Below are 19,802 nucleotides of genomic sequence, written 5' to 3'. Positions count from 1 at the left end.
TAGGCTGATTCAAGGCATTTACGGGAGAAAAGATCGGCTCAAACTGAAAAAATGAAATGACTGAGTCAGCCGAGAAGAATTTCCCCGCTTATTCGCACCTTCCCTAGAGCCTCATCTAAAACAATTTGTTTTGTACTTCGCTCGGAAGTAGAGGCTCGCTGCACGAGGATATCGACTAGCATATATTCTAATTCATGATCACCAGATTTTGCATATTGTTTCTGAGCTTCATAAAGTGCTGCTTGCATAGCTGGCTGTTTCATTTCGTTAATTGCAGCCTCATTTGTTTCTCTCAATCGCTGTAAAAAACAATCGGTTAATTCTTCTGCCCTATTTCTCGCCAGCTCAGCTGCATCATTAGATAGTTGCAAAAAATTCAACTTGTAAACATCAAGCGCTATATCACGGGCATCTGAATAACTGATACCTTGATTTATGACAATAGATTGACCTTGAAGGTTTGTTGATGAATCTCCACCTTGTTGTTTTTGGACTTGATCATTTATCATCTGTCTTACCTATATTGATATCACCGCCGGCTTGATAATTTTTCGAACTCCTACCAGATTTCTGTGTTTGCTTTAATCGGCCGTTTTATTGAATATTGAAAAAATAAAAACAACAACAGAAACTCCAACGCCACTGAAAATCCACTCTTTATTTTCTAATAGCCAACTCATGACATACCTCATCTCGTATGTTGGGCAAAAATCGTAGGTTGGCGCTGAACGAAGTGAAGCCCAACGTTTACCGCGACAACTTATTTTTAAATTTGGTGGACTGGTCTATTGCACCCACGTTTTATCTGCTCTGGCGGGCACAATGACTATTGTGCTTGTTGGGCTTCGCTGCGCTCAGCGCCAACCTACAAAAACACGCTACCGCCCCTGGATTACAGCTTCCAATATGCTCCATTGACCGGCGAGGCGGGGCCCCCAATGGCTCAATAGGCACCGTATGACCATCATATGCCCAGCCATTGTCCATGAGCCAGCCAAAACAAAATCTATGACACCCACCTTTTGGGGTGAGGCGTAACACTACCGAATCCCCACGCTACCGCCCGTGGATTACAGCTTCCAATAGGCTCCATTGACCAGCGAGGGCAGCAACCCATCACAGTTCAACAGGTTCGATAGTCATGCTAAGCCAAACGAAGCCGCCTGTGCGAGCATTGGAGCTGACATAACCATCAGAAATTTAGTGTTTTTTGAACTGCGTCATCAAAGTACATCACCACATGCAACCAAAAGCAGTCAGGTAGCAGTGGCTTTGCTATCTTGGCGGCTGACGAAAAGGTAGGAGAGACATAACGGCCTCTCTCCTGAATATATTGCAGTGGGTATTCCCGAACAGGAGTGAGCAGATGGCGATAAAAGTCCGTTCCAGAAGAGAGAAGATTGGTAGCGGGCTCGGGTTGGTGATGGGGCTAATAGCCTTTAACCTGATAGCGCCCCTGTTCCTTGAATCAAAAGAGATTTCTGATATGAACCGGATGATAGGGGCCATGGTCAGCGCCCTTATCTGCTCCGAGCTGGGGGCCCGAATCGGCAAGTGGCTCGATACCAGAGAGCAGGCCAAATCCACAAAATAGAGGGCAACATGGGCCGCCCTCGTTTGTCGTTTAGCCGCCCCGTCGCTCGGGTTCGCTACGATGCAAAAAGGTGGTCAGAGTGTCGCGCGGTGGTGTAATGCCGCACTGCACCAGAATGCGCCCGATCGCCCCTCTGTGATAGCCGCCGTGAGTCACCAGATGCAGCAGCATTTCCTCGCGGCTCATCCGCCCCTTGTCACCATCCACGAAGTTGAACGAGAGCACGGCTTCGCCATCTGCCTGGCTCAGGCCGGCAACGTAATCCAGATACCAGGCATCCAGTTCGCCGATGGCGGTGCGCAACGCTGCCAGGGTCGGCGTCTCCGGGGTATTGGTGGCACTGAAGCCATGGGGTTCCCCCATCAGATTGCCCTTGAAGATGGCATCGACCACATGGATATGGTTGAAGATGCGAAGGGCATTGTGGTGCGCCTCGGGATGTAGCTGCGGGTCCAGGGTGGCGAGGGCATCCAGCAGTTCGCCATTGGCCCAGGCCTTGTAGCGAAACAGAGAGTGAAGGGGCGAATGGCTCATGGTCTTCCTTGATGGGGTCAGCGCGGGAAGAGGGCATCTTAGCCAGCCGATGGCAGCAAGAAAACTCCCCACCTGACGGGCTCGGTGACCGGCCAGTGTGCAGGGCATTGGATGTGCCCGGTGCGAGTGAGATGTTACCCTGTGCCATCGCATTCATGACAAGGAGTTCCCATGCGCATTGCCCTGATTGGCCTTGGTGATATCGCCCAGAAGGCCTATCTGCCGCTGCTGGCGAGCGACGAGCGGGTCACTCCGCTGCTCTGTACCCGGAGTCCGTCTGTGCTGGACAAGCTGGCCCGCCAGTACCGGATCGCCGAGTGTTTCACCGAGGTGGACGCGCTGCTAGGGAGTCGCCCGGACGCCGTGATGATCCACGCTGCCACCGCCGTGCATGGCAGGTTGGCGGAGCAGTGCCTGCGTGCTGGCATCCCCACCTTTGTCGACAAGCCGCTCTGTGACAACGCAGCCGAGGTGGAGGCGCTTGCCAATCTGGCCATGGCGCAGGATTGCCCGCTGTTTGTGGGCTTCAACCGCCGCTATCTGCCCGCCATGGCCGCCGCACGGGCGCAGCCGCTTACCGAACTCAACTGGCAAAAACACAGACACGCCCTGCCGGGGTTGTCACGCCAGTTCCTGTTTGACGACTTTATCCATGTGCTCGACAGCCTCTGCTGCTATGGCGGCGCGCCCACCGGGGATCTGCATGCGGTGCTGCGGCGAAGCCCCCGGCAGCTCGAGCTGCTGGCCGGTGTGAGCGTCGCCTGGCAGAGCGGCGACTGCGCCGTGAGCGGCAGCATGAACCGCAGCGCTGGTCTCACCGAGGAGCGCATCGACGCCTATGGCGACAACCTCTCCCTGCATATCGAGAACTGCACCCGGGGCACGATTGCCCGAGACAAGACCCTGCAGACCCTGGCACCGGACGACTGGCAGCCGGTATTGGCCCAACGGGGCTTCGTTGCGATGCTGGATCACTGGTACCAACAGATTGAGGCGGGCAGAGCCGATGGGATGCTTGTCGAGAGCTATCTGCAGAGCCATCGACTGGCTGAGCGGCTGGTCACTCTGGCCGAGGGCAGGCAGTAGCATCCGTCATTCGTGGTTCCCATGCTGAACGCAAGAACTGAAACGGGCGAACGAATGAGCAGACCACTGTACAAGATGGCGTATCCCTGCGCAGTCAGCCGGCGAGGGCGCCGCCGCGCGAGCCAAGCGCTGGCTTGTTTGCTATCTTGGCGCCCATGAAAGATCTGCAGAGCAACAGAGTGTGATGAGCAACGTTTCGCAAATGGTGCCGGGCCTGCCACGTGTCGATGAGCGCCCGATCGCGGCGGCCAAGGTGGCCCGTTCATGAGCATTATTCTGGGCATAGACCCCGGCTCCCGGATCACTGGCTACGGCGTCATCCGCATCGTCGCGGGCAAGGCGGAATACCTGGGCTCGGGCTGCATCCGCACCGACTTGGGCGAGCTGCCGTCCCGCCTCAAGCAGGTGTATGACGGGGTGAGCGAGATCATCACCCAGTTCAAGCCGGACGAGTTCGCCATCGAGCGGGTCTTCATGGCGCGCAATGCGGATTCGGCCCTGAAACTCGGCCAGGCCAGGGGCAGCGCCATCGTCGCGGCGGTCAACGCCTTGCTGCCGGTGAGCGAATACTCGGCGACCCAGATCAAGCAGGCGGTGGTGGGCACGGGCGGCGCCGCCAAGGAGCAGGTGCAGCATATGGTGACCCATCTGCTCAAGCTGTCGGCCACGCCCCAGGCGGATGCGGCGGATGCCCTCGGGGTGGCGCTCTGTCACTTCCACACCCGCCAGAGTCTTATCAGGATGGCGGGACGAGCCACCAGTTCGGTACGTGGTCGCTATCGCTGATCCCTCGTGGGGGCCGAGACGGAGCGCATTGCACCATGCACAGCCCGTGGCCCGGTGCGTTGTTGTCAAAAGCGCTGATTGAGTCACAACCTGTCGCACTTCCCAGGCGGACTCTCATGAGAAATTGGTGCGGTAATGGTGGGGAACCTCCCGTTCAATCAATAACTTGTGATGTTCATCACACATTTCTCGTAAGCTAAGCCGGCTTCGTCTTGCTCCTTCACACTCCCATAATATGGCGCCTGTTGAATAACAGTGTCCGTATGAGCCTTTTTTAGGCTCCTGTTCTAGTCATCATCGGGAGATATGAGAGTGAAACCATTTGCAGCTGAATTTATGGGCACCTTCTGGCTGGTGCTGGGAGGCTGCGGCAGCGCCGTGTTGGCAGCCGCGTTCCCGAATGTGGGGATCGGTCTGCTGGGCGTGGCCCTGGCGTTCGGTCTGACCGTGCTGACCATGGCCTATGCCATCGGCCACATCTCTGGCTGTCACCTGAACCCTGCCGTGACCCTGGGTCTGTGGGCCGGTGGTCGCTTCCCGGCATCGGGCGTCGTGCCTTATATCGTTGCCCAGGTCCTTGGCGGGATCGCGGCGGGCGGCGTGCTCTATGTGATCGCCAGCGGCCAGGCCGGGTTTGACGTGAGCGCCGGCTTTGCCTCCAACGGTTATGGTGAGCACTCACCGGGCGGTTACAGCCTGCTGGCGGCGCTGGTGTGTGAAGTGGTGATGACCGGCTTCTTCCTGTTCGTCATCATGGGAGCCACCGACAGCCGTGCACCGGCGGGCTTCGCTCCGATCGCCATCGGTCTGTGCCTGACCCTGATCCACCTCATCAGCATTCCGGTGACCAACACCTCGGTCAATCCGGCGCGCAGCACGGGGGTGGCGCTGTTTGTCGGTGACTGGGCCGTCAGCCAGCTCTGGTTGTTCTGGGTCGCCCCCATCGTCGGTGCCATTCTGGGTGCATTGGCCTATCGTGTGATCGCCACGAAAGAGTGATGTGTTGCTAAGTAACGTGTGGTATCGGCACGCCCTCGGGCGTGTTTTTTTGTTTCTGATGGGCACGAAAGCCGGCCGCAAGGGCCCGCAGTGTTGTTCAGCCTGCTGAGAGAGGGAAGGGGCTAGAGACCGCGGGCGCTCAGCATCTCTTTATAGCGCTGGTGCAAGAGTTGCACTCGTGCGACATAGGCGCGAGTCTCTGCGTAGGGCGGGATACCACCGTGTTTTTGCACCGCGCCTGCGCCCGCGTTGTAGGCGGCCGTGGCCAGGGCGACGTTGCCGTCATACTGCTTGAGCAGGCCCGCCAGATACTTCACCCCGCCGAAGATGTTTTGCTCCGCCAGCAGGGCATTGCCGACCCCGAGCTCGCGGGCGGTGGCGGGCATCAGCTGGGTCAGCCCCATGGCCCCCTTGCGGGAGACCGCCAGCGGATTGAAGGCGGATTCGGCGTGGATCAGTGCTCGAATGAGGGCAGGGTCGACGCTGTAGGTCTTGGCCGCCGCCTTGATGGTGCTGGCATAGTCATAGAGGAAGAGGCCGGTCGTGCGCCAGTTGACCCTGGAGGCGGGATCGCAGGCGTAGCAATCGTTGAACAGCAGCAGCTCGTAATGACCTTGCTCCGGCATCATGTCGGAATAGCGTACTACCCCGTTCTTTTGCACCGATTTGTAGACCTGGATCTGGCGAGTGGCGGGGACCGATGCGGGCTCTGCCACCTCGGGTGACGGGATCGACTCGGATGACGGGATTGACTCGGATGTCAGGACCACCACCTCGGCCGGTGGCGGCAACTGACTCCAGGCAGTGAGGGGGGACAGTGAAATGGCTCCCAGCAACATCCATGCTTTCAACGGCTTGCTCCTTAAGCCTCGTTAGCCACGTTGAGTAAAGCATCCGTGGCGAGACAGAACAAGGGCCCTGGTGACGAGTCGCAAGAAAAGTCCGGGAAGAAGAGGCCCACTAGCAGCCTGAGCTGGATGTTGCTGCCTCGCAGAGGGCCGTGGAGGGCACCACTGCCTGTCAGCTGGCTATTGGCTTTTTTGTAAGTTAAAGGCGTGTTATCTTGCAGTTGCTCCACTCTGGTCTGATCTCTTCGTGGGGCTGGATGGTGGGTCAAGAGAGGGCCGGGTGGCCAGAGCGAAATGGGTATGATAAGCAGGCGGGCGATGGAGCTCAGATTCGAAGAGTACTGTGACGCGGATCTTTCCCTGATCAGGGACTATTACGAGACGACGTTTTCCCACTATGTGCCGGATCTGGCCGAACGGATCTTCGTGGTACGGGATGCCCATTGGCTGGTGGGCGCCGTGCGCCTGCGCGACGAACAGGACTATTATCACCTGTGCGGATTTCGACTGCTGCCCCACTACCAGTCACTGGGGCTGGGTTCCCGGCTGCTGCAGCACGCCTGCAACGATCTGCTGGACAAGCCCGTGATCTGCCACGCTTTGCCCTTCGAGAAACCCTTCTACCTCAAGGCGGGCTTTGCCCACCTTCCCCTGCATGAACTCGACGGACCGCTGCATACCCTCTATCACCAGCAGCGCGAACAGGGTTACCAGATCGAGCTGCTGGTGCGTCAGGCGATGGTCACTGCCTACAACTGATCCCTCACTGGGGCTTGGTCAGCAGGCGGATCTTGCCCGGTGACAGCTCCAGCCCCAGCAGATTCTCCTTGAGCCAGGCCTGGTTGGGATCCTTGTCGTCGAGCTTGTAGACGGGCTGGGTCTCCAGCCGCTTCTCCATGCTCTGCAGCAGCATTCTCAGCATGAAACCGAACTTCTGCTCGGCCGCCGCCGGCTCCAGCTTGTAGTCAATCAGCTTCATGTTGTCGAGGAAGAGCGCGCTCTTGGCCTTGTCGTAGCGGGGTCTTGCCTCATAGGTCATGTTCAGCAGCGCATCGTACTGGGTCTGATCCGGCAGGGCGATTTTGAGCCGCCCCTTGCCAAAGACTCTTGCGGTATCCGGACTCTGGCGGCCGATCTGGACATCGCTCTGCTCGAGCTGCACATGGGCCTTGATGATGCCGGGCAACTCCAGCTGTTTGTCGACTTGTACCTGGGATTGCAGGTACTGGTTTATCTGCTGCTCATTGATGTCATATGAGCCTTGACCTAGCATGGCCAGACTCAGCAGCATAGATTGCAGGATCATGCTAACGACCTGATAGAATGGGTTTGCCCCACAGCATACCATTCTGGCCCTGTGGGATCTGCCCATGCCCTTTGTTCATTACACCAAGGAGTCGTCTTGCTCGACGGTCTGGAATACGACATTCAGTTGCTGTTCTCCCGCTTTCTCGGCTGGCTGTTGCTGTTGTTTCACACCGTGATCGTGGCGGGGATCTCCCTGCGAGTGGTGATGAAGCGGCGCCCCATCGGGGTATCCCTCGCCTGGCTGGCACTCATTTATGCCATCCCCTTCGCCGGGGTCGGTTTCTATGTGTTGTTTGGGGAGATACGGCTCGGTCGCAAACGGGCAGAACGCGCCCAGGCCATGTACCGCCCTTACGCCATCTGGATCCGCCAGCTCGCCCGCCTCTTTCCCCAGCACTGCTGCGAGGTGGGCAGCAAGGCGCGTCCGCTCCATGATCTGATCCAGGGGCGGCTGGCCATGCCCATGCTCTCGGGCAACCGGATGACGCTGCTGCACAGGCCCGAGACCATCTTGCAGGAGATAGTGCGCGACATCCGCGGCTCTTCCCAGTCCTGCTACCTGGAGTTCTACATCTGGCATCCCGGTGGGGATGTGGATGCGGTGTGCGAGGCCCTTGTCGAGGTGGCGGCGCGCGGCGTGGATTGTCGTGTGTTGCTCGACTCCATCGGCAGCAAGGCCTTTTTCCGCTCCGGCTGGCCAAAATCGCTGCGCGCGGCCGGGGTCAAGGTGGTGGAGGTGCTGCCGGTCGGTGCCTGGCGTATCCCGTTCCAGCGCCAGGACTTGCGCATGCACCGCAAGCTGGTGGTGATCGACGACAGGGTCGGTTACACCGGCTCCATGAACATGGTGGATCCCCGTTTCTTCAAGCAGGATGCCGGGGTTGGTCAGTGGGTCGACATCATGATCCGGGTGCAGGGGCCCGTGGTGCCCCTGATGTGGTCCACCTTCGTCTGGGACTGGGAGATGGAAACCGGCGAGCGGCTGCTCGACAGCCTGCAGCACGAACCAGAGGCCTGGCCGCAAACCAACTATCGGGCCCAGCTCATCCCTTCCGGCCCCTTCGTCGGCGGCGACTGCATCCAGCAGAGCTTGCTGCTGGCCATCTACCAGGCGCGCCATCATCTGGTGCTGACCACCCCCTATTTCGTGCCGGATGACCCGCTGGCGGCGGCGCTCTCCTCGGCGGCGGCGCGGGGGGTGCTGGTGCAGCTGGTGCTGCCGGCGCGCAACGACTCCCTGATGGCCAATCATGCGAGCAACTCTTTCATGGAGGATCTGCTGGCGGCCGGGGTCGAAATTTACCGCTATGATGCCGGTCTGCTGCACACCAAGAGCGTGCTGGTGGACGACGACTTCGCCCTGGTGGGCACGGTCAATCTCGACAGGCGCAGCCTCTGGCTCAATTTCGAGATCACCCTGCTCATCGACAACCCGTTGTTTGTCGCCGAGATGAATCAACTGGTGCAGGGCTACATGCTGGAGGCGACCCCCATGTCGCTGACCAGGTGGCGTGCCCGCCCCTGGTACAAAAAATTGCTGGAGAACATCTTCTACCTGTTCAGCCCCCTGCTGTGACAGCCGAGAATGGGTCATGAGCCGGGATCTGGCTTGCTTGTGTTCCCATCCTCCCCGTAGAGTGCGCCTAGGCACCCGCCATAGAAAAATTAGGAGTAAGAGAGCAGATGAAAAAGACAGTGGCCATGGCTGCCGGAGCAGCATTGGTGGTGGGTGGGCTGGGCGCCTGCTGGTACACGGGCAATGCCTTCGACCGCATCCTGGGGGAGCAGATCGCCAGGGCGAAGCAGGAGAGCGGCGTCGAGATCACCTGGTTGCCCACCAGCGAGAACCTGTTCACCCGTGATGGCGTGCTCAAGGTAGTGGTGCCGCCCCAGACGCTGGCGAGTTTCGATCCCCAGATGACGGGAAGCGACCCCATCGAGCTGCAACTGCTCGTCAACAGCCGCCTGCTGCCGCTCTATATCAAGAGCAACATGCTGCTCGATACCGCGACCGGGACCCTGGCCCCCGTCTTCACCGCCCTCGGCATGCAGCAGTGGCAGCTTGGCCTGGAGTCGGCCAGCAGCCTCTGGACCATGAGCAACAGCTCCCGTTTCTGGGCCAGCGACTTCAAGGTCAGGGAGGGGCTCAACGAGTTCAGCTTCCTGCCCCTGAGCGGGGATTATCGCGGGGATCTCGATGGCAATGGCCACGTGGTCTTCCAGTGGCTGGGCATGACGGTCCACGATGCGCAGAGCAAGATGGATCTGGCCCTGGCGGATCTCAAGGGCAGCGCCGACATGGCAGAGATAAGCGGCATCTGGCTCTCTCCCCACAGCGAGATGACGTTGTCCGCCCTCTCCCTGCAACTGCCGGAGAGCGTCAAGCTCTCGTTGCAGGGGGTCAGCACCAACACCCAACTGGCGGGGGATGATGCCCAGACCCTCTCCAGCCGTTATCAGATGAAGGTGGCGACCCTCAATCTGGAGAACGAGAGCGACAGCCTGGCGCTGACTCAGGGAAGTCTGGATCTGGCGCTCAAGGGGCTGGATCTGGAGGGCTATCAGACCCTGCAGGAGGCCAGCAGCCAGCGGGTGGACGAGGCGGCTATCCAGCAGGCGCTGGACAAGATGCTGCAACGGGGCGCCACCCTTGAGCTGACCGATCTCAGTGCCCAGCTCAACGGCGAGCCCGTCAGCTTGAAAGGGGAGGCCAAGCTTGCCCCCACCACTCTGGAGCAACTGATGGGGAGCGAGGAGGGGATGCAGGCCCTGTCCGGGCTGCTTCATGCCAGCCTCGGCGATCAACTGGGCAAGGCGGTGCCGCAGCTGGCACCCATGCTGGCCCAATTCACGGCCCTGGGTTATCTCAAAGCGGAGCAGGCGCACCTCAATGCCGAGCTCAAGCTCGACAAGGGGCTGGTCACCGTCAACGGTCTGCCCCTGCCTCAATAAGCGCAGACAGACGAAAAAGGCTCCCTCGGGAGCCTTTTTGCTGGGTGTCGAACGACGGACAGGGTTATTTGAACACCACCGTCTTGTTGCCGTAGACGAAGACCCGTTCGTTCAGCACCAGCTCCAGGGCCCGGCTCAGCACGGATTTCTCCACATCCCGTCCCGCCTTGGCCATGTCGTCGGCGCTGAAGGCATGGCCCACGTGGATCACGTCCTGCTCTATGATGGGGCCTTCATCCAGATCGTCGGTGACGAAGTGGGCGGTGGCACCGATCAGCTTGACCCCGCGATCGAAGGCCTGACGGTAGGGGCGGGCACCGATGAAGGCGGGCAGGAAGGAGTGATGGATGTTGATGAGCTTGCGCGGATAGGCTTCCACGAAGCTCGGGGTCAGCACCCGCATGTACTTGGCCAGGATCACGTAATCCGGCTGGTAGCCGTCGATGAGGGTGCGTACCTGCTCTTCATGCTCGGTGCGGCTGAGATCCTCATGGCTCACGGCATGGAAGGGGATGTCGAACTTGCCCGTCAATTCTGCGAGCGTGTCGTAGTTGCCGATCACCGCCACTATGTCCATGTCCAGCGCACCGGCGTAGTTCTTCATCAGGATGTCGCCGAGGCAGTGGGTCTCCTTGGTGACCAGGATGACGATGCGCTTCTTGCCAGCCTTGACCAGTCTGCGCTGGGCACCTGCAGGCAGGGCGTCGTCGAGATCCGCCAGCAGGGTCTCGTCGTTGAAGCGACCCTCCAGTTCGGTACGCATGAAGAAGCGGCCGTTCTCGTGATCCACGAACTCGTCGTTCTTGTTGATGTTGAGCTGGTGCTTGTAGCAGATGTTGGTGATCTTGGCGATGAGCCCCTTGGCGTCGGGGCAATCGGTCAGCAGTATTTTCTTTTCCATCTCTGTCATGATTCCGTTTGTGGTGTTGGCGCCCGAGTCTGCGCGGGCTGCACGTTTTTGCTGGCACTATGCCATAAACAAAATCAGAAAGGACAGCGCGCCGTGCAGCTGAGTGGCAAGTCGCCAGTGGGGGGCGGTGCACTGCGTCCTATTCATCTTTGATGGGTTTTGGGCTGGTATCCTGCGTTTTTTTTCTTTAGGCTGTCTGCGCTTATTCTCAGGGCGGGGTGAAATTCCCCACCGGCGGTATCCCGATCTGACTCGGGGAGCCCGCGAGCGCCCGACCTAGGTCGGGGTCAGCAGATCCGGTGAGATGCCGGAGCCGACGGTCACAGTCCGGATGAAAGAGGATAAGACAGATATTGCAGTCATGGCTCCCTACGGGCCGGCTGCTGCATACCTATCTCTGTCTGCCTTTCCATGCCCTGATTCTGGTCCTTGTCTTATTTAGGAGTCTTACCATGAATCAGTCTCTACTCAGTGAATTTGGTGATCCCATTGCCCGCGTCGAAGCCGCGCTGGCCGCATTGCGTGCCGGTCAAGGCGTGCTGGTGGCCGATGATGAAGATCGGGAGAACGAGGGTGACCTCATCTTCGCCGCCGAGTCCATGACCAACGAACAGATGGCCATGATGATCCGCGAATGCTCCGGCATCGTCTGCCTCTGCCTGACCGACGAGCGGGTACGCCAGCTCGAGCTGCCTATGATGGTGGAGGCCAACTCCAGCCATTATCAGACCGCCTTCACCGTGACCATAGAAGCAGCCCAGGGCGTAACCACCGGCGTCTCCGCAGCCGACCGCATCACCACCATCCAGGCCGCCATCGCCGACGGCGCACGGCCATCGGATCTGCATCGCCCAGGACATGTCTTCCCGCTGCGTGCCCGCACCGGCGGCGTGCTGACCCGACGCGGTCATACCGAAGCCACGGTGGACCTGATGCAGCTGGCCGGTCTCAAGCCTTACGGGGTGTTGTGCGAGCTGACCAAGGCCGATGGCTCCATGGCCAGGTTGCCCGATCTGGTGGCTTTTGGCCGCCTGCACCGGATGCCGGTGCTGACCATCGAAGATCTGGTGCAATATCGTCAAATGCTGTCTGAACGTTCAGCTTAAGCTTCATACGAAATTGTATTAAGGGCATTTTTTGGTTACGCTTGGTGCGAACCTCATCCAGAGCACTCGTTTTTGACTTAAATTTGCACAAAAAGTGTGCGTTTAAAAAAAAATGAGGGTTTTAATGCATTTATCTGTGATGGGGCCTATCCAAACTCGTATTTATTTGTGCCATAATCACGCCGCTTGCTAAACGTCTGGCGAGTTAAAGGGAGCTTTAAAAATGAAGAAAATGTTGTTGGTAGGTGTTGTTGGTCTGTCTGCCCTGCTGGGCGGTTGTGCAAACACCAGCGAACTGGAAACTTCCGTTCAGAATCTGTCTAACAAAGTTGACCAACTGGCTCAAGATGTTAGCGCAGTTCGTGCTGATCAATCCAAGATGGCTGCTGATATCGCAACTGCTAACCAAGAAGCAGCTCGTGCTAACCAGCGCATCGACAACATGGCTACTTCCTACAAGAAGTAATCCATGCGAAAAAATGGCGCATTTCAATGCGCCATTTTTTTTTGCCTGAAATTCGTCATTTCCCTTAATTACTGCTCTTCCTGCCTGAACAAGGCAATGCCGATTGCTCGGCATCCCCTGATTTCTTCATTGATTAATAAAGCAGGCTATAAAGCTTGCGACGATAACTCTGCGCAGCCGGGTGTGCACCCATGGTGGTCAGAATATCGAGATAGATCTTCTTGGCGTCGCCAAACGCCATGTCGCGCTTGAGAATGTTGAACAGCAATGCCAGGGCCTCTTCCTGACGGCCAACCTGACTGTATAGCACCGCCAGCTCCTGAGTGAGGGCGCCGTCGTCCGGTGTCTCGGCATGACGCTGCTCCAGGGCGCGCAGCTCCGGGCTGTCGCTGGCTTGCAGCGCCAGGGCCAGGCGAGAACTCAGGGTCTGATAGTGATCATCCTGCGCCACCATGGGGACGGCTGCGAGCAGGGCCTGCGCCTCGTCCAGCAGCGCCAGATCCAGCGCCGCCTGCACCAGCCAGAGGCTGATGTCGTGACGCTCGGGCGCCAGTCGGTGGGCCTGAGTGAGGTGTGCATAGGCCACATCAGCCTGACAATCTGCCAGCGCCTGCTGCGCCTTCTCGAGCAACAGTTCCTCTTCCTTGGGGGCGAAGGCTGCGAAGTACTGGCGCAGGGTGGCCTCATCTTGCGGGCCTTCCAGGATGGCCTGCTCGTCCGGGCGTCCCTGATGGAACAGCACCAGAGCGGGCAGCGCGCGCAGACCCAGCTGGCTGGCCAGGGGTTGCAGCTGGGGATCGTTCATGTCGACCTTGGCCAGGGTGACTGCGGGATTAGCCGGGCCGACCAGGGTCTCCACCAGCGGGGTCATGCCCTGGCATTCTGGCATCTGCGGGGCATGGAAATAGATGACGACCGGCTTTTTCATGGACGCATCGATCAGTTCGGCGTGGAAGTTCTGGGGATTGATGTCGACGATCATGAGGCTGACTCTCGGAAAATGGTGTGGATCAACATGGGGTCCAGGGGCGTGGATTTCAAGCGCTCATCCAGCAGGTAGCCATTGATCTGGCGAGTCGGGGCGGCGAGGCTCAGCCAGCCGCTGCCAAAACGCCAGTCCAGCACCAGATAGCTTCGGGAATCGAGCCGGTTGTCCAGCCGCCACCCCTCTTCCGGTACAAAGAGCACCTTGTCGAGCCCGGCGGCGATGCCGGCCCCCTGGGCTTTCAGCACTGCCTCCTTGCGTGACCAGAGCCGATAGAAGGCCGAGGTCTGCTCCCGGGGTGGCAGGGCAAGCAGCCACTGATATTCCTCAGGGGCATAGAAACGCTGGGCCAATGGCAGGACGGGGCGCTGGCGCAAGCCCATCTCCACATCCACGCCGAGGGGACCTTGCTGGCAGAGGGCGAGCACCAGCCAGTCCCCGCTGTGGCTGAGGTTGAACTGCCAGTCATGGCTGACCAGCGTGGGTTTGCCGTGCTCGCCGGTGCGAAACACCAGCGCATCGGGCGGACAGCCCAGTCGCTCGGCCAGCAGGCGGCGCAACAGTATCCGGCCGAGCAGGTACTCACGCTGGCGGCCAGGCTGGCGGATCTCATGCCAGTGGCGATATTCGTCCGGCGAGAGCTCTGATTGCAGCCCGATCAACTGCTCGGCGTCGATGAGCGCCGGTTTTAACAAATAGAGATCCGCATAGAGCATAATATTTCACTTTAAAATGAGGTCGAAACAGCGATAACGATCCGTTTTGACAGGGCAAAACCGGTACTTTTGCGATTGTATATTGTTTGGCCATGATCACATTAATCATGCAAAACAGTGCATTTCCTTGCAAAAATGTGAGGTCGATAGGGATTTTCGCTTGCCTCGATAGAATTCTTGGATATAGTCGGGAGCTGTTGCCTTATAAATTGCCCTGTCGGGCTGCATTTTAACAAGTTTCACTCTATTTGCGGGGATAAAGGATTGCGCCACCTGATGCTACTGCTGGTCGCGCTCGGAATGGTGGGTTGTGCTTCTGCACCCCAGCCCGAGGTCGCGAGCAAGATCGAGGTTTCCATGATGGAACCCGTGATTGAACCTGAAGTTTCACCCACACCAGATGTCAACGAAATCCTGACCGTATACAAAGAGTGGCGTGGCGTCCCTTACCGCATGGGGGGCAGCAGCCAGCGAGGCATAGATTGCTCCGCCTTCGCCCGTGAAGTGTTCCGCAATGCCGTCGGCATTGAATTACCCCGCGATACCCGCTCCCAGGTTCATGAAGGCACCCGCGTTTCCAAGCAGGATCTGGTGGAAGGGGATCTGGTTTTCTTCAAGATCAACCGCCGCCTCAATCATGTCGGCATCTATGTCGGCAACGGTGAATTCATCCACGCCTCCACCCGCGCCGGGGTGACTCGCTCCAAGCTCGACAATGCCTATTGGCGCAGCAAGTTCTGGCAGGCACGCCGGATCGATATCTGAGTCAGGCTGGACAAACGGCTCGCAGTACGGACTGTTTTTCCAACCTCACTTGAACCGGGCTCCTCGAAGCCCGGTTTTTTATGGCCCTCGTTTAGACTTTCCGTGGCCGACTCTCTATAGTGTGGCCCCCTTCGATCCTCGGCAGGCCCAGCATGAAGACCCAGCACAAATCCGGATTGCACCCGCGCAATCGCCATCAGACCCCTTACGATTTTGACGCCCTCTGCCAGCGTACCCCCGAGTTGTTGCCCTTCGTGTTCTTCAACGAGCATGGCACCCGGACCCTGGATTTCGCCGATCCGGCCGCCGTCAAGGCGCTCAACCGGGCACTGCTGGCGCTGCATTATGGCATCCAGCACTGGGATCTGCCGCCGGGTTACCTCTGTCCTCCCATCCCGGGTCGAGTCGATTATCTGCACAGAGTGGCGGATCTGCTGGCCGAGAGTGCGGGGGAAGTACCAAGAGGCAAGGGGGTACGGGTGCTGGACATCGGCGTCGGGGCAAACTGCATCTATCCCCTGCTGGGGGCCCGTGAGTATGGTTGGCGCTTCGTGGGATCGGACATCGATCCCGTGTCGGTCAAGGCCGCGGCCCTGCTGGCGGCGAGCAATGGCCTGGGCAGCCAGATAGCGTGCCGCCATCAGGACAACTCCAAGCAGATCTTTCGCGGCGTCCTGGGTCCGAAGGAGCGCTTCGCCCTGACCCTGTGCAACCCGCCGTTCCATGCCTCGCTGGCGGAGGCGAGCAAGGGGACTGAGCGCAAGCTGCGCAACCTCGGCAAGGTGGTGACGGGGGCTCCCGTGCTCAACTTCGGCGGTCAGAAGGCGGAGCTCTGGTGCGAGGGCGGCGAGGCGGCGTTTCTGGCCGGCATGATAGAGCAGAGCAAGGCGTTTGCTGGCCAGTGTCTCTGGTTCAGCTCGCTGGTGTCAAAAAAGGAGAATCTGCCTGCCGCACGAAAGGCGCTGGCTCGGGTGGGGGCTCAGGATGTCAGGGTGATCGACATGGCGCAGGGCAACAAGGTGAGCCGGATCCTGGCCTGGAGCTTTCTGGACGAGGCGAGCCGAACCGCCTGGTGGTCTGCCCCCGGCCGCTGAGGAAAAAAGGGGGGGACCAAAAACCCCCAAACCATGCTCTTTGCCAGTTCCGAGGTTTTCCGTCTCGTTGCCGTCACGGTAATCGTTTTTCCGTTTTATATCTGCCCGTTTTTCCTTGGGTGTTAGTGACCACTTTCATCCTCGGTACAGTTGTACGCCGAGATTTTTTTGTACTTACCTGTGAAACTTTCATAAAATGGGACTGGTTAGACCTCTTTACAGGCTTAGAATCGAATAGGGATCGGTAGATGAAAGTTGTCGATTTTCTGAAGCACAAGCGCGAAATTCTGGCGCAGCACCCCTTTGAGCTCAAGGATTGGCTCTCTCCGGCGATCCGTGACTACTGGCGTGAGTTTCAGCAAAAGGCACACCTTCACCCTTTGCTGGGGCGAGTGCTGGATCTGCAGGCCGACCAGTCGCTGGTGCGGCAGCAGCGCGCATCCCAGGCTCAGGCGGTCAACAGCCAGCCGACCCTGATCGAAGAGAACCCGGTGGAACTGAGTGGCGAGGCTGCCACCCTGTACGTCGAGCTGCTGGCCCGGATCGGGGAAGAGACCCATGTGGGTGAGTGGTTGCAGATAAGCCAGGGGTTGATCGATCAGTTCGCGGCGGTAACCGGGGATCATCAATGGATCCACACCGACCCCGAGCGTGCGGCGGCCGAGTCGCCGTTCAAGACCACCATTGCCCACGGTTTCCTGACCCTGGCGCTGTTGCCCCAGCTGACCGGCTCGGTGGACGAGGCGACGCCGGAATTCCCGAGCGCCCGCATGGTGGTGAACTTCGGTCTGGAGCAGGTCCGCTTCCCCTATCCGATCAAGGTAGACAGCAACATCCGTGCCCGTACCAAGCTATCGAGAGTCACCCCTATCAAGGGTGGAATAGAGCTGCTCAAGGAGATCAAGATAGAGATCGAGGGGATCCGCCGCCCGGGTTGCGTCATCGAGTCGGTCACCCGTATCTATTTCTGACGCCCGTCCCTCACGGCGATACACAGGCCCACTTCGGTGGGCCTGTGTCGTTTCTGGGAGCTAGAAGCTGGCGCCCAGGGTGATGATGTGACGCCACTCCTTCTCGCTCACATCCATGTCCAGGCCGTGGTAGTCGAACCAGATATCGTCCCAATCCAGCTCGCTCGACCAGGAGAGGCGCAGGTGATCGTTGAAGTAGTACCTGAGCCCCAGGCCGCCGCTGACGGACTGTTTTCTGGTTAGATAGGGGGAGGGTTGATCGACGAACTTTTCATAGCTCCCCTTGCTGAACAGCTCAAACTTCTCCTGCCACAAGTCGAGGGGCTGGCGGTAGTCCCACCCGAGGCTGATGAAGGGATAGTTGATGATCCGTTCGTTGAACAGATCAGAGTTGCTCCACACCTCCGGCCTGAAATAGGCCCGCTCCAGACCGAGCTGACTGATCAACTCCAGGCGGCGCCGCTTGTCATTCCAGAAGCGGTAGCCGGGGCCCGAGGCGTAGTCTATTTCCAGATAGCCTGCCTCTATCAGGTTGTAGTCGATGTCGACGGAGGAACGCAGGAACCAGTGATCGTCGAAGAAGAAGTCGAGTTTGGGCTTGAGCTTGTATTCGTGGCTGTCGGTGACGTTGTTCGCCGTCTCGTAGATATATTCGCCATCCAGACTGTAGCGCCAGTCCAGATTGGCCAGCTCGGTGGAGACCTTGAGGTTGACGTTGTTGGTCTTCTTGGTGCTTTCCTTGAGCTTGATGTTGAGATCGCCGGTGCCGGTCAGGAGCCAGGCATTGACTTCGTCAGGGGAGTCCAGCAGCGGGATCCCCGTCTTGGTCAGCGGTTTCGGCTGCTCCTGTTTGTCCAGCCGCCAGCGTTTGATGGCATGGCGCTGGACGGTCAGGACTTCGCTGTAGGATGGCTTGATGCGGATCTGATCGTCCGTGATCTCTTCTATGGTACCGGTCAGGCGATCGCCGTTCTGCATCCACAGGATGTCCGCCATCGCGGCGGAGCCGGGCAGCAGGGTCAGCAGGATCGTCAGCAGCGGAAGGCCGCATTTCGTCATGGTCATCTCCCGGGAGGGCACTTAGCCGCTGACGGGGCGGGGCAGCCCGTTCTTGTCGTCGAGCAGGGCGGTTACCCGGGCCCCGTCTATCTCCGGGGCCGCGATGAACTGCTCGACCTCGGGGGAGAGCACCAGGGGGGCACCTTCGGACATCTCCTCCTCGGTACGGGAGAGGGGGGAATGCACTTCCAGCCAGCGACGGCCATCGGGTTCCACCGCCATCTTGACCGGCTGGTTGATCACCTGCACCCGGGTACCGACAGGCACCAGGCCAAACAACATCTCTATGTCGTCTGGGCGCAGCCGGATGCAGCCCGCGCTGACCCGCAGGCCGACCCCGAACTCCTTGTTGGTGCCGTGAATGAGGTAGTCCTTGTTGCCATAACCCAGGCGCATGGCGAACTTGCCGAGGGGATTGTCCGGGCCCGGGGGCACCACGGCCGGCAGGTCTATGCCCTTTTGCTCCAGCCAGGACTTGCGCACCATGGGGCCGGGCACCCAGGTCGGGTTCGGGTTCTTCGCGATGACGGTGGTGGTCATCTCCGGCGTCTCGCGGCCGATGTCACCGATGCCGATGGGCAACACCATCACCTCCGCCTTGCCCTTGGGGAAGTAATAGAGCCGCAGCTCCGGAAGGTTGATGACGATGCCCTCCCGCGGCACATCGGGCAGCAGCATCTGGGTCGGCAGGGTCAGCCGGGTGCCGGGGGATGGTAAATAGGGATCTACCCCGGGATTTGCCTCGAGCAGCGCTAAAAAGCCAATCTGGGTATGTTTGCCGACCAGTTCCAGGTGATCGCCAGGTTGGACTATGTAGTCTTCCAGCTCACCGATGAGACGGCTGTCCGCCGGCGGAAGAGGATAGGTTTTCGACCAGGCCGGTGTGGTCCAGAGGCTGACAGCCGCCAGCAGCAGTGAGACGATACGGAGATTGCGCATGGTTATTCCTATCGGCAGTTCTCGAGGGAAGCGCTTCCCTCCCAAAAAATGAGCAGAGATTGTCAACCAATCGACAGGGGATTACCAGCGCCAGACCGCGTCTCTCACGGGCCGGATGGAGGCATGTTGAGAGGCATTTTCGGCCCTCAGCCCCCTGTTTTTCAGGAAAAGGCGGATAATCCCGCGTCGGCGCCGAGGGAATAGGCCAAGAGACCACTCCTGACACTGAGGGAGCCGCTAGCTGTCTCAGCCAGCCTGGGCGTAGCAAGGGAAGGGGGGTGCGATTCGCCACAGGTTGACGGTTTAATAGCCAGTTGTCTGATCTGCAACGAGATTTACGTTGATTTCCCGCCTACGGTTGGGTCAATATGAGGGCCCGTGGAGAGATGCCGGAGTGGCCGAACGGGATTGACTCGAAATCAATTGTGGCAGCAATGCCACCCAGGGTTCGAATCCCTGTCTCTCCGCCACATATCAAACCCAACCTGTTGATTAGGTTGGGTTTTTTATTTTATCTATTTTTTTGGTATGCAATCCTGATGGATTACCTTGGACACCGACCCTGCCAGGCATCCACGGATTGTTGATACTTCTCTCTAGCAATCATATCAACCAAGGCAACGTAGCCTTGGCGCTATCCGAGATGGCTCCCGCCAGCTCCGGCCTAAATAACTGATCCCAATA

The 19,802-nt window shown here is 59.0% G+C and carries 21 protein-coding genes, 1 tRNA gene and 1 riboswitch; of the genes, 13 read left to right on the top strand and 9 right to left on the bottom strand.

Features of this window, described 5'->3' with window-relative positions:
* Positions 1 to 65: 65 nt before the first annotated feature.
* On the bottom strand, positions 66 to 509 hold the full coding sequence (locus tag BN1127_RS22265) for an LPO_1073/Vpar_1526 family protein (protein ID WP_156139790.1): 444 nt from the start codon (positions 507 to 509) through the stop codon (positions 66 to 68).
* Between the two features lie 857 nt (positions 510 to 1,366).
* On the opposite strand from BN1127_RS22265, the gene BN1127_RS19310 reads away from it, so the two are divergent.
* On the top strand, positions 1,367 to 1,594 hold the full coding sequence (locus tag BN1127_RS19310) for a hypothetical protein (RefSeq protein WP_042650519.1): 228 nt from the start codon (positions 1,367 to 1,369) through the stop codon (positions 1,592 to 1,594).
* Between the two features lie 30 nt (positions 1,595 to 1,624).
* On the opposite strand, the gene BN1127_RS19305 is transcribed toward BN1127_RS19310, so the two are convergent.
* Positions 1,625 to 2,128: a DinB family protein gene (locus BN1127_RS19305; protein WP_042650518.1), complete on the bottom strand. Its 504-nt coding sequence runs from the start codon at positions 2,126 to 2,128 to the stop codon at positions 1,625 to 1,627.
* A 171-nt stretch (positions 2,129 to 2,299) separates the two neighbouring features.
* Here BN1127_RS19305 and BN1127_RS19300 point away from each other — a divergent pair, with 171 nt between their 5' ends.
* From BN1127_RS19300 to aqpZ, 3 genes are all read left to right on the top strand, one after another.
* A complete protein-coding gene (locus tag BN1127_RS19300) occupies positions 2,300 to 3,214 on the top strand; it encodes a Gfo/Idh/MocA family protein (RefSeq protein ID WP_005326957.1) in 915 nt (304 codons plus the stop codon).
* Between the two features lie 264 nt (positions 3,215 to 3,478).
* Positions 3,479 to 4,000 (top strand): crossover junction endodeoxyribonuclease RuvC, encoded by a 522-nt coding sequence (gene ruvC / locus BN1127_RS19295; protein ID WP_005326958.1) that lies wholly within the window; start codon positions 3,479 to 3,481, stop codon positions 3,998 to 4,000.
* A gap of 312 nt (positions 4,001 to 4,312) precedes the next feature.
* Positions 4,313 to 4,999: an aquaporin Z gene (aqpZ, locus tag BN1127_RS19290; RefSeq protein ID WP_042650517.1), complete on the top strand. Its 687-nt coding sequence runs from the start codon at positions 4,313 to 4,315 to the stop codon at positions 4,997 to 4,999.
* A 122-nt stretch (positions 5,000 to 5,121) separates the two neighbouring features.
* Here aqpZ and BN1127_RS19285 read toward each other — a convergent pair whose 3' ends face one another.
* Positions 5,122 to 5,838: a lytic transglycosylase domain-containing protein gene (locus BN1127_RS19285; RefSeq protein WP_042650516.1), complete on the bottom strand. Its 717-nt coding sequence runs from the start codon at positions 5,836 to 5,838 to the stop codon at positions 5,122 to 5,124.
* A gap of 327 nt (positions 5,839 to 6,165) precedes the next feature.
* Here BN1127_RS19285 and BN1127_RS19280 point away from each other — a divergent pair, with 327 nt between their 5' ends.
* On the top strand, positions 6,166 to 6,606 hold the full coding sequence (locus tag BN1127_RS19280) for a GNAT family N-acetyltransferase (protein WP_005326964.1): 441 nt from the start codon (positions 6,166 to 6,168) through the stop codon (positions 6,604 to 6,606).
* 4 nt (positions 6,607 to 6,610) lie between these two features.
* On the opposite strand, the gene BN1127_RS19275 is transcribed toward BN1127_RS19280, so the two are convergent.
* Complete coding sequence (locus BN1127_RS19275) at positions 6,611 to 7,153, bottom strand: YceB family lipoprotein (RefSeq protein ID WP_005326967.1); 543 nt, start codon at positions 7,151 to 7,153, stop codon at positions 6,611 to 6,613.
* A gap of 96 nt (positions 7,154 to 7,249) precedes the next feature.
* Between BN1127_RS19275 and cls the strand changes: the two genes are divergently transcribed.
* Together cls and BN1127_RS19265 are read left to right on the top strand one after the other, a co-directional pair.
* The gene (gene cls / locus BN1127_RS19270; protein ID WP_042650514.1) at positions 7,250 to 8,731 is read left to right on the top strand and encodes a cardiolipin synthase; all 1,482 of its coding nucleotides are present in this window, start codon (positions 7,250 to 7,252) and stop codon (positions 8,729 to 8,731) included.
* 107 nt (positions 8,732 to 8,838) lie between these two features.
* Entirely contained in the window at positions 8,839 to 10,107 is a 1,269-nt protein-coding gene (locus BN1127_RS19265) for a DUF945 family protein (protein WP_042650513.1), read from the top strand.
* Between the two features lie 64 nt (positions 10,108 to 10,171).
* Here the strand turns inward: BN1127_RS19265 and purU are convergent, their stop codons facing one another.
* Complete coding sequence (gene purU / locus BN1127_RS19260) at positions 10,172 to 11,008, bottom strand: formyltetrahydrofolate deformylase (RefSeq protein WP_042650512.1); 837 nt, start codon at positions 11,006 to 11,008, stop codon at positions 10,172 to 10,174.
* A 209-nt stretch (positions 11,009 to 11,217) separates the two neighbouring features.
* A riboswitch (FMN riboswitch) is annotated at positions 11,218 to 11,364 on the top strand.
* Positions 11,365 to 11,469: 105 nt separating this feature from the next.
* Between purU and ribB the strand changes: the two genes are divergently transcribed.
* Together ribB and BN1127_RS19250 are read left to right on the top strand one after the other, a co-directional pair.
* Complete coding sequence (gene ribB / locus BN1127_RS19255; protein WP_041206202.1) at positions 11,470 to 12,123, top strand: 3,4-dihydroxy-2-butanone-4-phosphate synthase; 654 nt, start codon at positions 11,470 to 11,472, stop codon at positions 12,121 to 12,123.
* A gap of 223 nt (positions 12,124 to 12,346) precedes the next feature.
* Positions 12,347 to 12,589, top strand: a complete 243-nt coding sequence (locus BN1127_RS19250; RefSeq protein WP_025327798.1) for an Lpp/OprI family alanine-zipper lipoprotein — start codon at positions 12,347 to 12,349, stop codon at positions 12,587 to 12,589.
* A 133-nt stretch (positions 12,590 to 12,722) separates the two neighbouring features.
* Here the strand turns inward: BN1127_RS19250 and BN1127_RS19245 are convergent, their stop codons facing one another.
* Positions 12,723 to 13,571, bottom strand: coding sequence for a tetratricopeptide repeat protein (locus BN1127_RS19245; RefSeq protein ID WP_042650511.1), 849 nt, complete (start codon positions 13,569 to 13,571; stop codon positions 12,723 to 12,725).
* Positions 13,568 to 14,290 (bottom strand): 4'-phosphopantetheinyl transferase family protein, encoded by a 723-nt coding sequence (locus BN1127_RS19240; protein ID WP_042650510.1) that lies wholly within the window; start codon positions 14,288 to 14,290, stop codon positions 13,568 to 13,570. The genes BN1127_RS19245 and BN1127_RS19240 overlap by 4 nt, the downstream gene beginning before the upstream one ends.
* Positions 14,291 to 14,566: 276 nt before the next feature.
* On the opposite strand from BN1127_RS19240, the gene BN1127_RS19235 reads away from it, so the two are divergent.
* From BN1127_RS19235 to BN1127_RS19225, 3 genes are all read left to right on the top strand, one after another.
* Positions 14,567 to 15,055, top strand: coding sequence for a C40 family peptidase (locus tag BN1127_RS19235; protein ID WP_041206201.1), 489 nt, complete (start codon positions 14,567 to 14,569; stop codon positions 15,053 to 15,055).
* A 152-nt stretch (positions 15,056 to 15,207) separates the two neighbouring features.
* On the top strand, positions 15,208 to 16,149 hold the full coding sequence (gene rlmF / locus BN1127_RS19230) for a 23S rRNA (adenine(1618)-N(6))-methyltransferase RlmF (protein WP_042650509.1): 942 nt from the start codon (positions 15,208 to 15,210) through the stop codon (positions 16,147 to 16,149).
* A 248-nt stretch (positions 16,150 to 16,397) separates the two neighbouring features.
* Positions 16,398 to 17,120, top strand: a complete 723-nt coding sequence (locus BN1127_RS19225; protein WP_042650508.1) for a MaoC family dehydratase — start codon at positions 16,398 to 16,400, stop codon at positions 17,118 to 17,120.
* 60 nt (positions 17,121 to 17,180) lie between these two features.
* Here the strand turns inward: BN1127_RS19225 and BN1127_RS19220 are convergent, their stop codons facing one another.
* Together BN1127_RS19220 and BN1127_RS19215 are read right to left on the bottom strand one after the other, a co-directional pair.
* The gene (locus BN1127_RS19220; protein WP_041206200.1) at positions 17,181 to 18,179 is read right to left on the bottom strand and encodes a DUF481 domain-containing protein; all 999 of its coding nucleotides are present in this window, start codon (positions 18,177 to 18,179) and stop codon (positions 17,181 to 17,183) included.
* Between the two features lie 21 nt (positions 18,180 to 18,200).
* Positions 18,201 to 19,118 carry a L,D-transpeptidase family protein gene (locus BN1127_RS19215; protein WP_005326992.1) on the bottom strand — a complete coding sequence of 306 codons (918 nt, stop codon included), beginning with the start codon at positions 19,116 to 19,118 and terminating at the stop codon, positions 18,201 to 18,203.
* A 380-nt stretch (positions 19,119 to 19,498) separates the two neighbouring features.
* On the opposite strand from BN1127_RS19215, the gene BN1127_RS19210 reads away from it, so the two are divergent.
* Positions 19,499 to 19,588: transfer RNA gene (locus BN1127_RS19210), tRNA-Ser, on the top strand.
* Positions 19,589 to 19,802: the final 214 nt, after the last annotated feature.

It is taken from the genome of Aeromonas media (assembly GCF_000819985.1).
GTDB classification, from domain to species: Bacteria; Pseudomonadota; Gammaproteobacteria; order Enterobacterales; family Aeromonadaceae; genus Aeromonas; species Aeromonas media.
Note: the sequence above shows the minus strand (reverse complement) of the source record. Positions and strands in the feature narration are given on the sequence as shown.

What these genes read in the sequence shown, in the direction of transcription:
- BN1127_RS19310 (WP_042650519.1), top strand. Translation starts at nt 1,367, where the DNA reads ATGGCGATAAAAGTCCGTTCCAGAAGAGAGAAGATTGGTAGCGGGCTC.
- ruvC (WP_005326958.1), top strand. Translation starts at nt 3,479, where the DNA reads ATGAGCATTATTCTGGGCATAGACCCCGGCTCCCGGATCACTGGCTAC.
- BN1127_RS19225 (WP_042650508.1), top strand. Translation starts at nt 16,398, where the DNA reads ATGAAAGTTGTCGATTTTCTGAAGCACAAGCGCGAAATTCTGGCGCAG.
- BN1127_RS19235 (WP_041206201.1), top strand. Translation starts at nt 14,567, where the DNA reads ATGCTACTGCTGGTCGCGCTCGGAATGGTGGGTTGTGCTTCTGCACCC.
- BN1127_RS19305 (WP_042650518.1), bottom strand. Translation starts at nt 2,128, where the DNA reads ATGAGCCATTCGCCCCTTCACTCTCTGTTTCGCTACAAGGCCTGGGCC.
- BN1127_RS19250 (WP_025327798.1), top strand. Translation starts at nt 12,347, where the DNA reads ATGAAGAAAATGTTGTTGGTAGGTGTTGTTGGTCTGTCTGCCCTGCTG.
- BN1127_RS19265 (WP_042650513.1), top strand. Translation starts at nt 8,839, where the DNA reads ATGAAAAAGACAGTGGCCATGGCTGCCGGAGCAGCATTGGTGGTGGGT.
- BN1127_RS19220 (WP_041206200.1), bottom strand. Translation starts at nt 18,179, where the DNA reads ATGACGAAATGCGGCCTTCCGCTGCTGACGATCCTGCTGACCCTGCTG.
- BN1127_RS19285 (WP_042650516.1), bottom strand. Translation starts at nt 5,838, where the DNA reads ATGTTGCTGGGAGCCATTTCACTGTCCCCCCTCACTGCCTGGAGTCAG.
- rlmF (WP_042650509.1), top strand. Translation starts at nt 15,208, where the DNA reads ATGAAGACCCAGCACAAATCCGGATTGCACCCGCGCAATCGCCATCAG.
- BN1127_RS22265 (WP_156139790.1), bottom strand. Translation starts at nt 509, where the DNA reads ATGATAAATGATCAAGTCCAAAAACAACAAGGTGGAGATTCATCAACA.
- purU (WP_042650512.1), bottom strand. Translation starts at nt 11,008, where the DNA reads ATGGAAAAGAAAATACTGCTGACCGATTGCCCCGACGCCAAGGGGCTC.
- BN1127_RS19275 (WP_005326967.1), bottom strand. Translation starts at nt 7,153, where the DNA reads ATGATCCTGCAATCTATGCTGCTGAGTCTGGCCATGCTAGGTCAAGGC.
- BN1127_RS19240 (WP_042650510.1), bottom strand. Translation starts at nt 14,290, where the DNA reads ATGCTCTATGCGGATCTCTATTTGTTAAAACCGGCGCTCATCGACGCC.
- BN1127_RS19245 (WP_042650511.1), bottom strand. Translation starts at nt 13,571, where the DNA reads ATGATCGTCGACATCAATCCCCAGAACTTCCACGCCGAACTGATCGAT.
- ribB (WP_041206202.1), top strand. Translation starts at nt 11,470, where the DNA reads ATGAATCAGTCTCTACTCAGTGAATTTGGTGATCCCATTGCCCGCGTC.
- BN1127_RS19300 (WP_005326957.1), top strand. Translation starts at nt 2,300, where the DNA reads ATGCGCATTGCCCTGATTGGCCTTGGTGATATCGCCCAGAAGGCCTAT.
- BN1127_RS19215 (WP_005326992.1), bottom strand. Translation starts at nt 19,118, where the DNA reads ATGCGCAATCTCCGTATCGTCTCACTGCTGCTGGCGGCTGTCAGCCTC.
- BN1127_RS19280 (WP_005326964.1), top strand. Translation starts at nt 6,166, where the DNA reads ATGGAGCTCAGATTCGAAGAGTACTGTGACGCGGATCTTTCCCTGATC.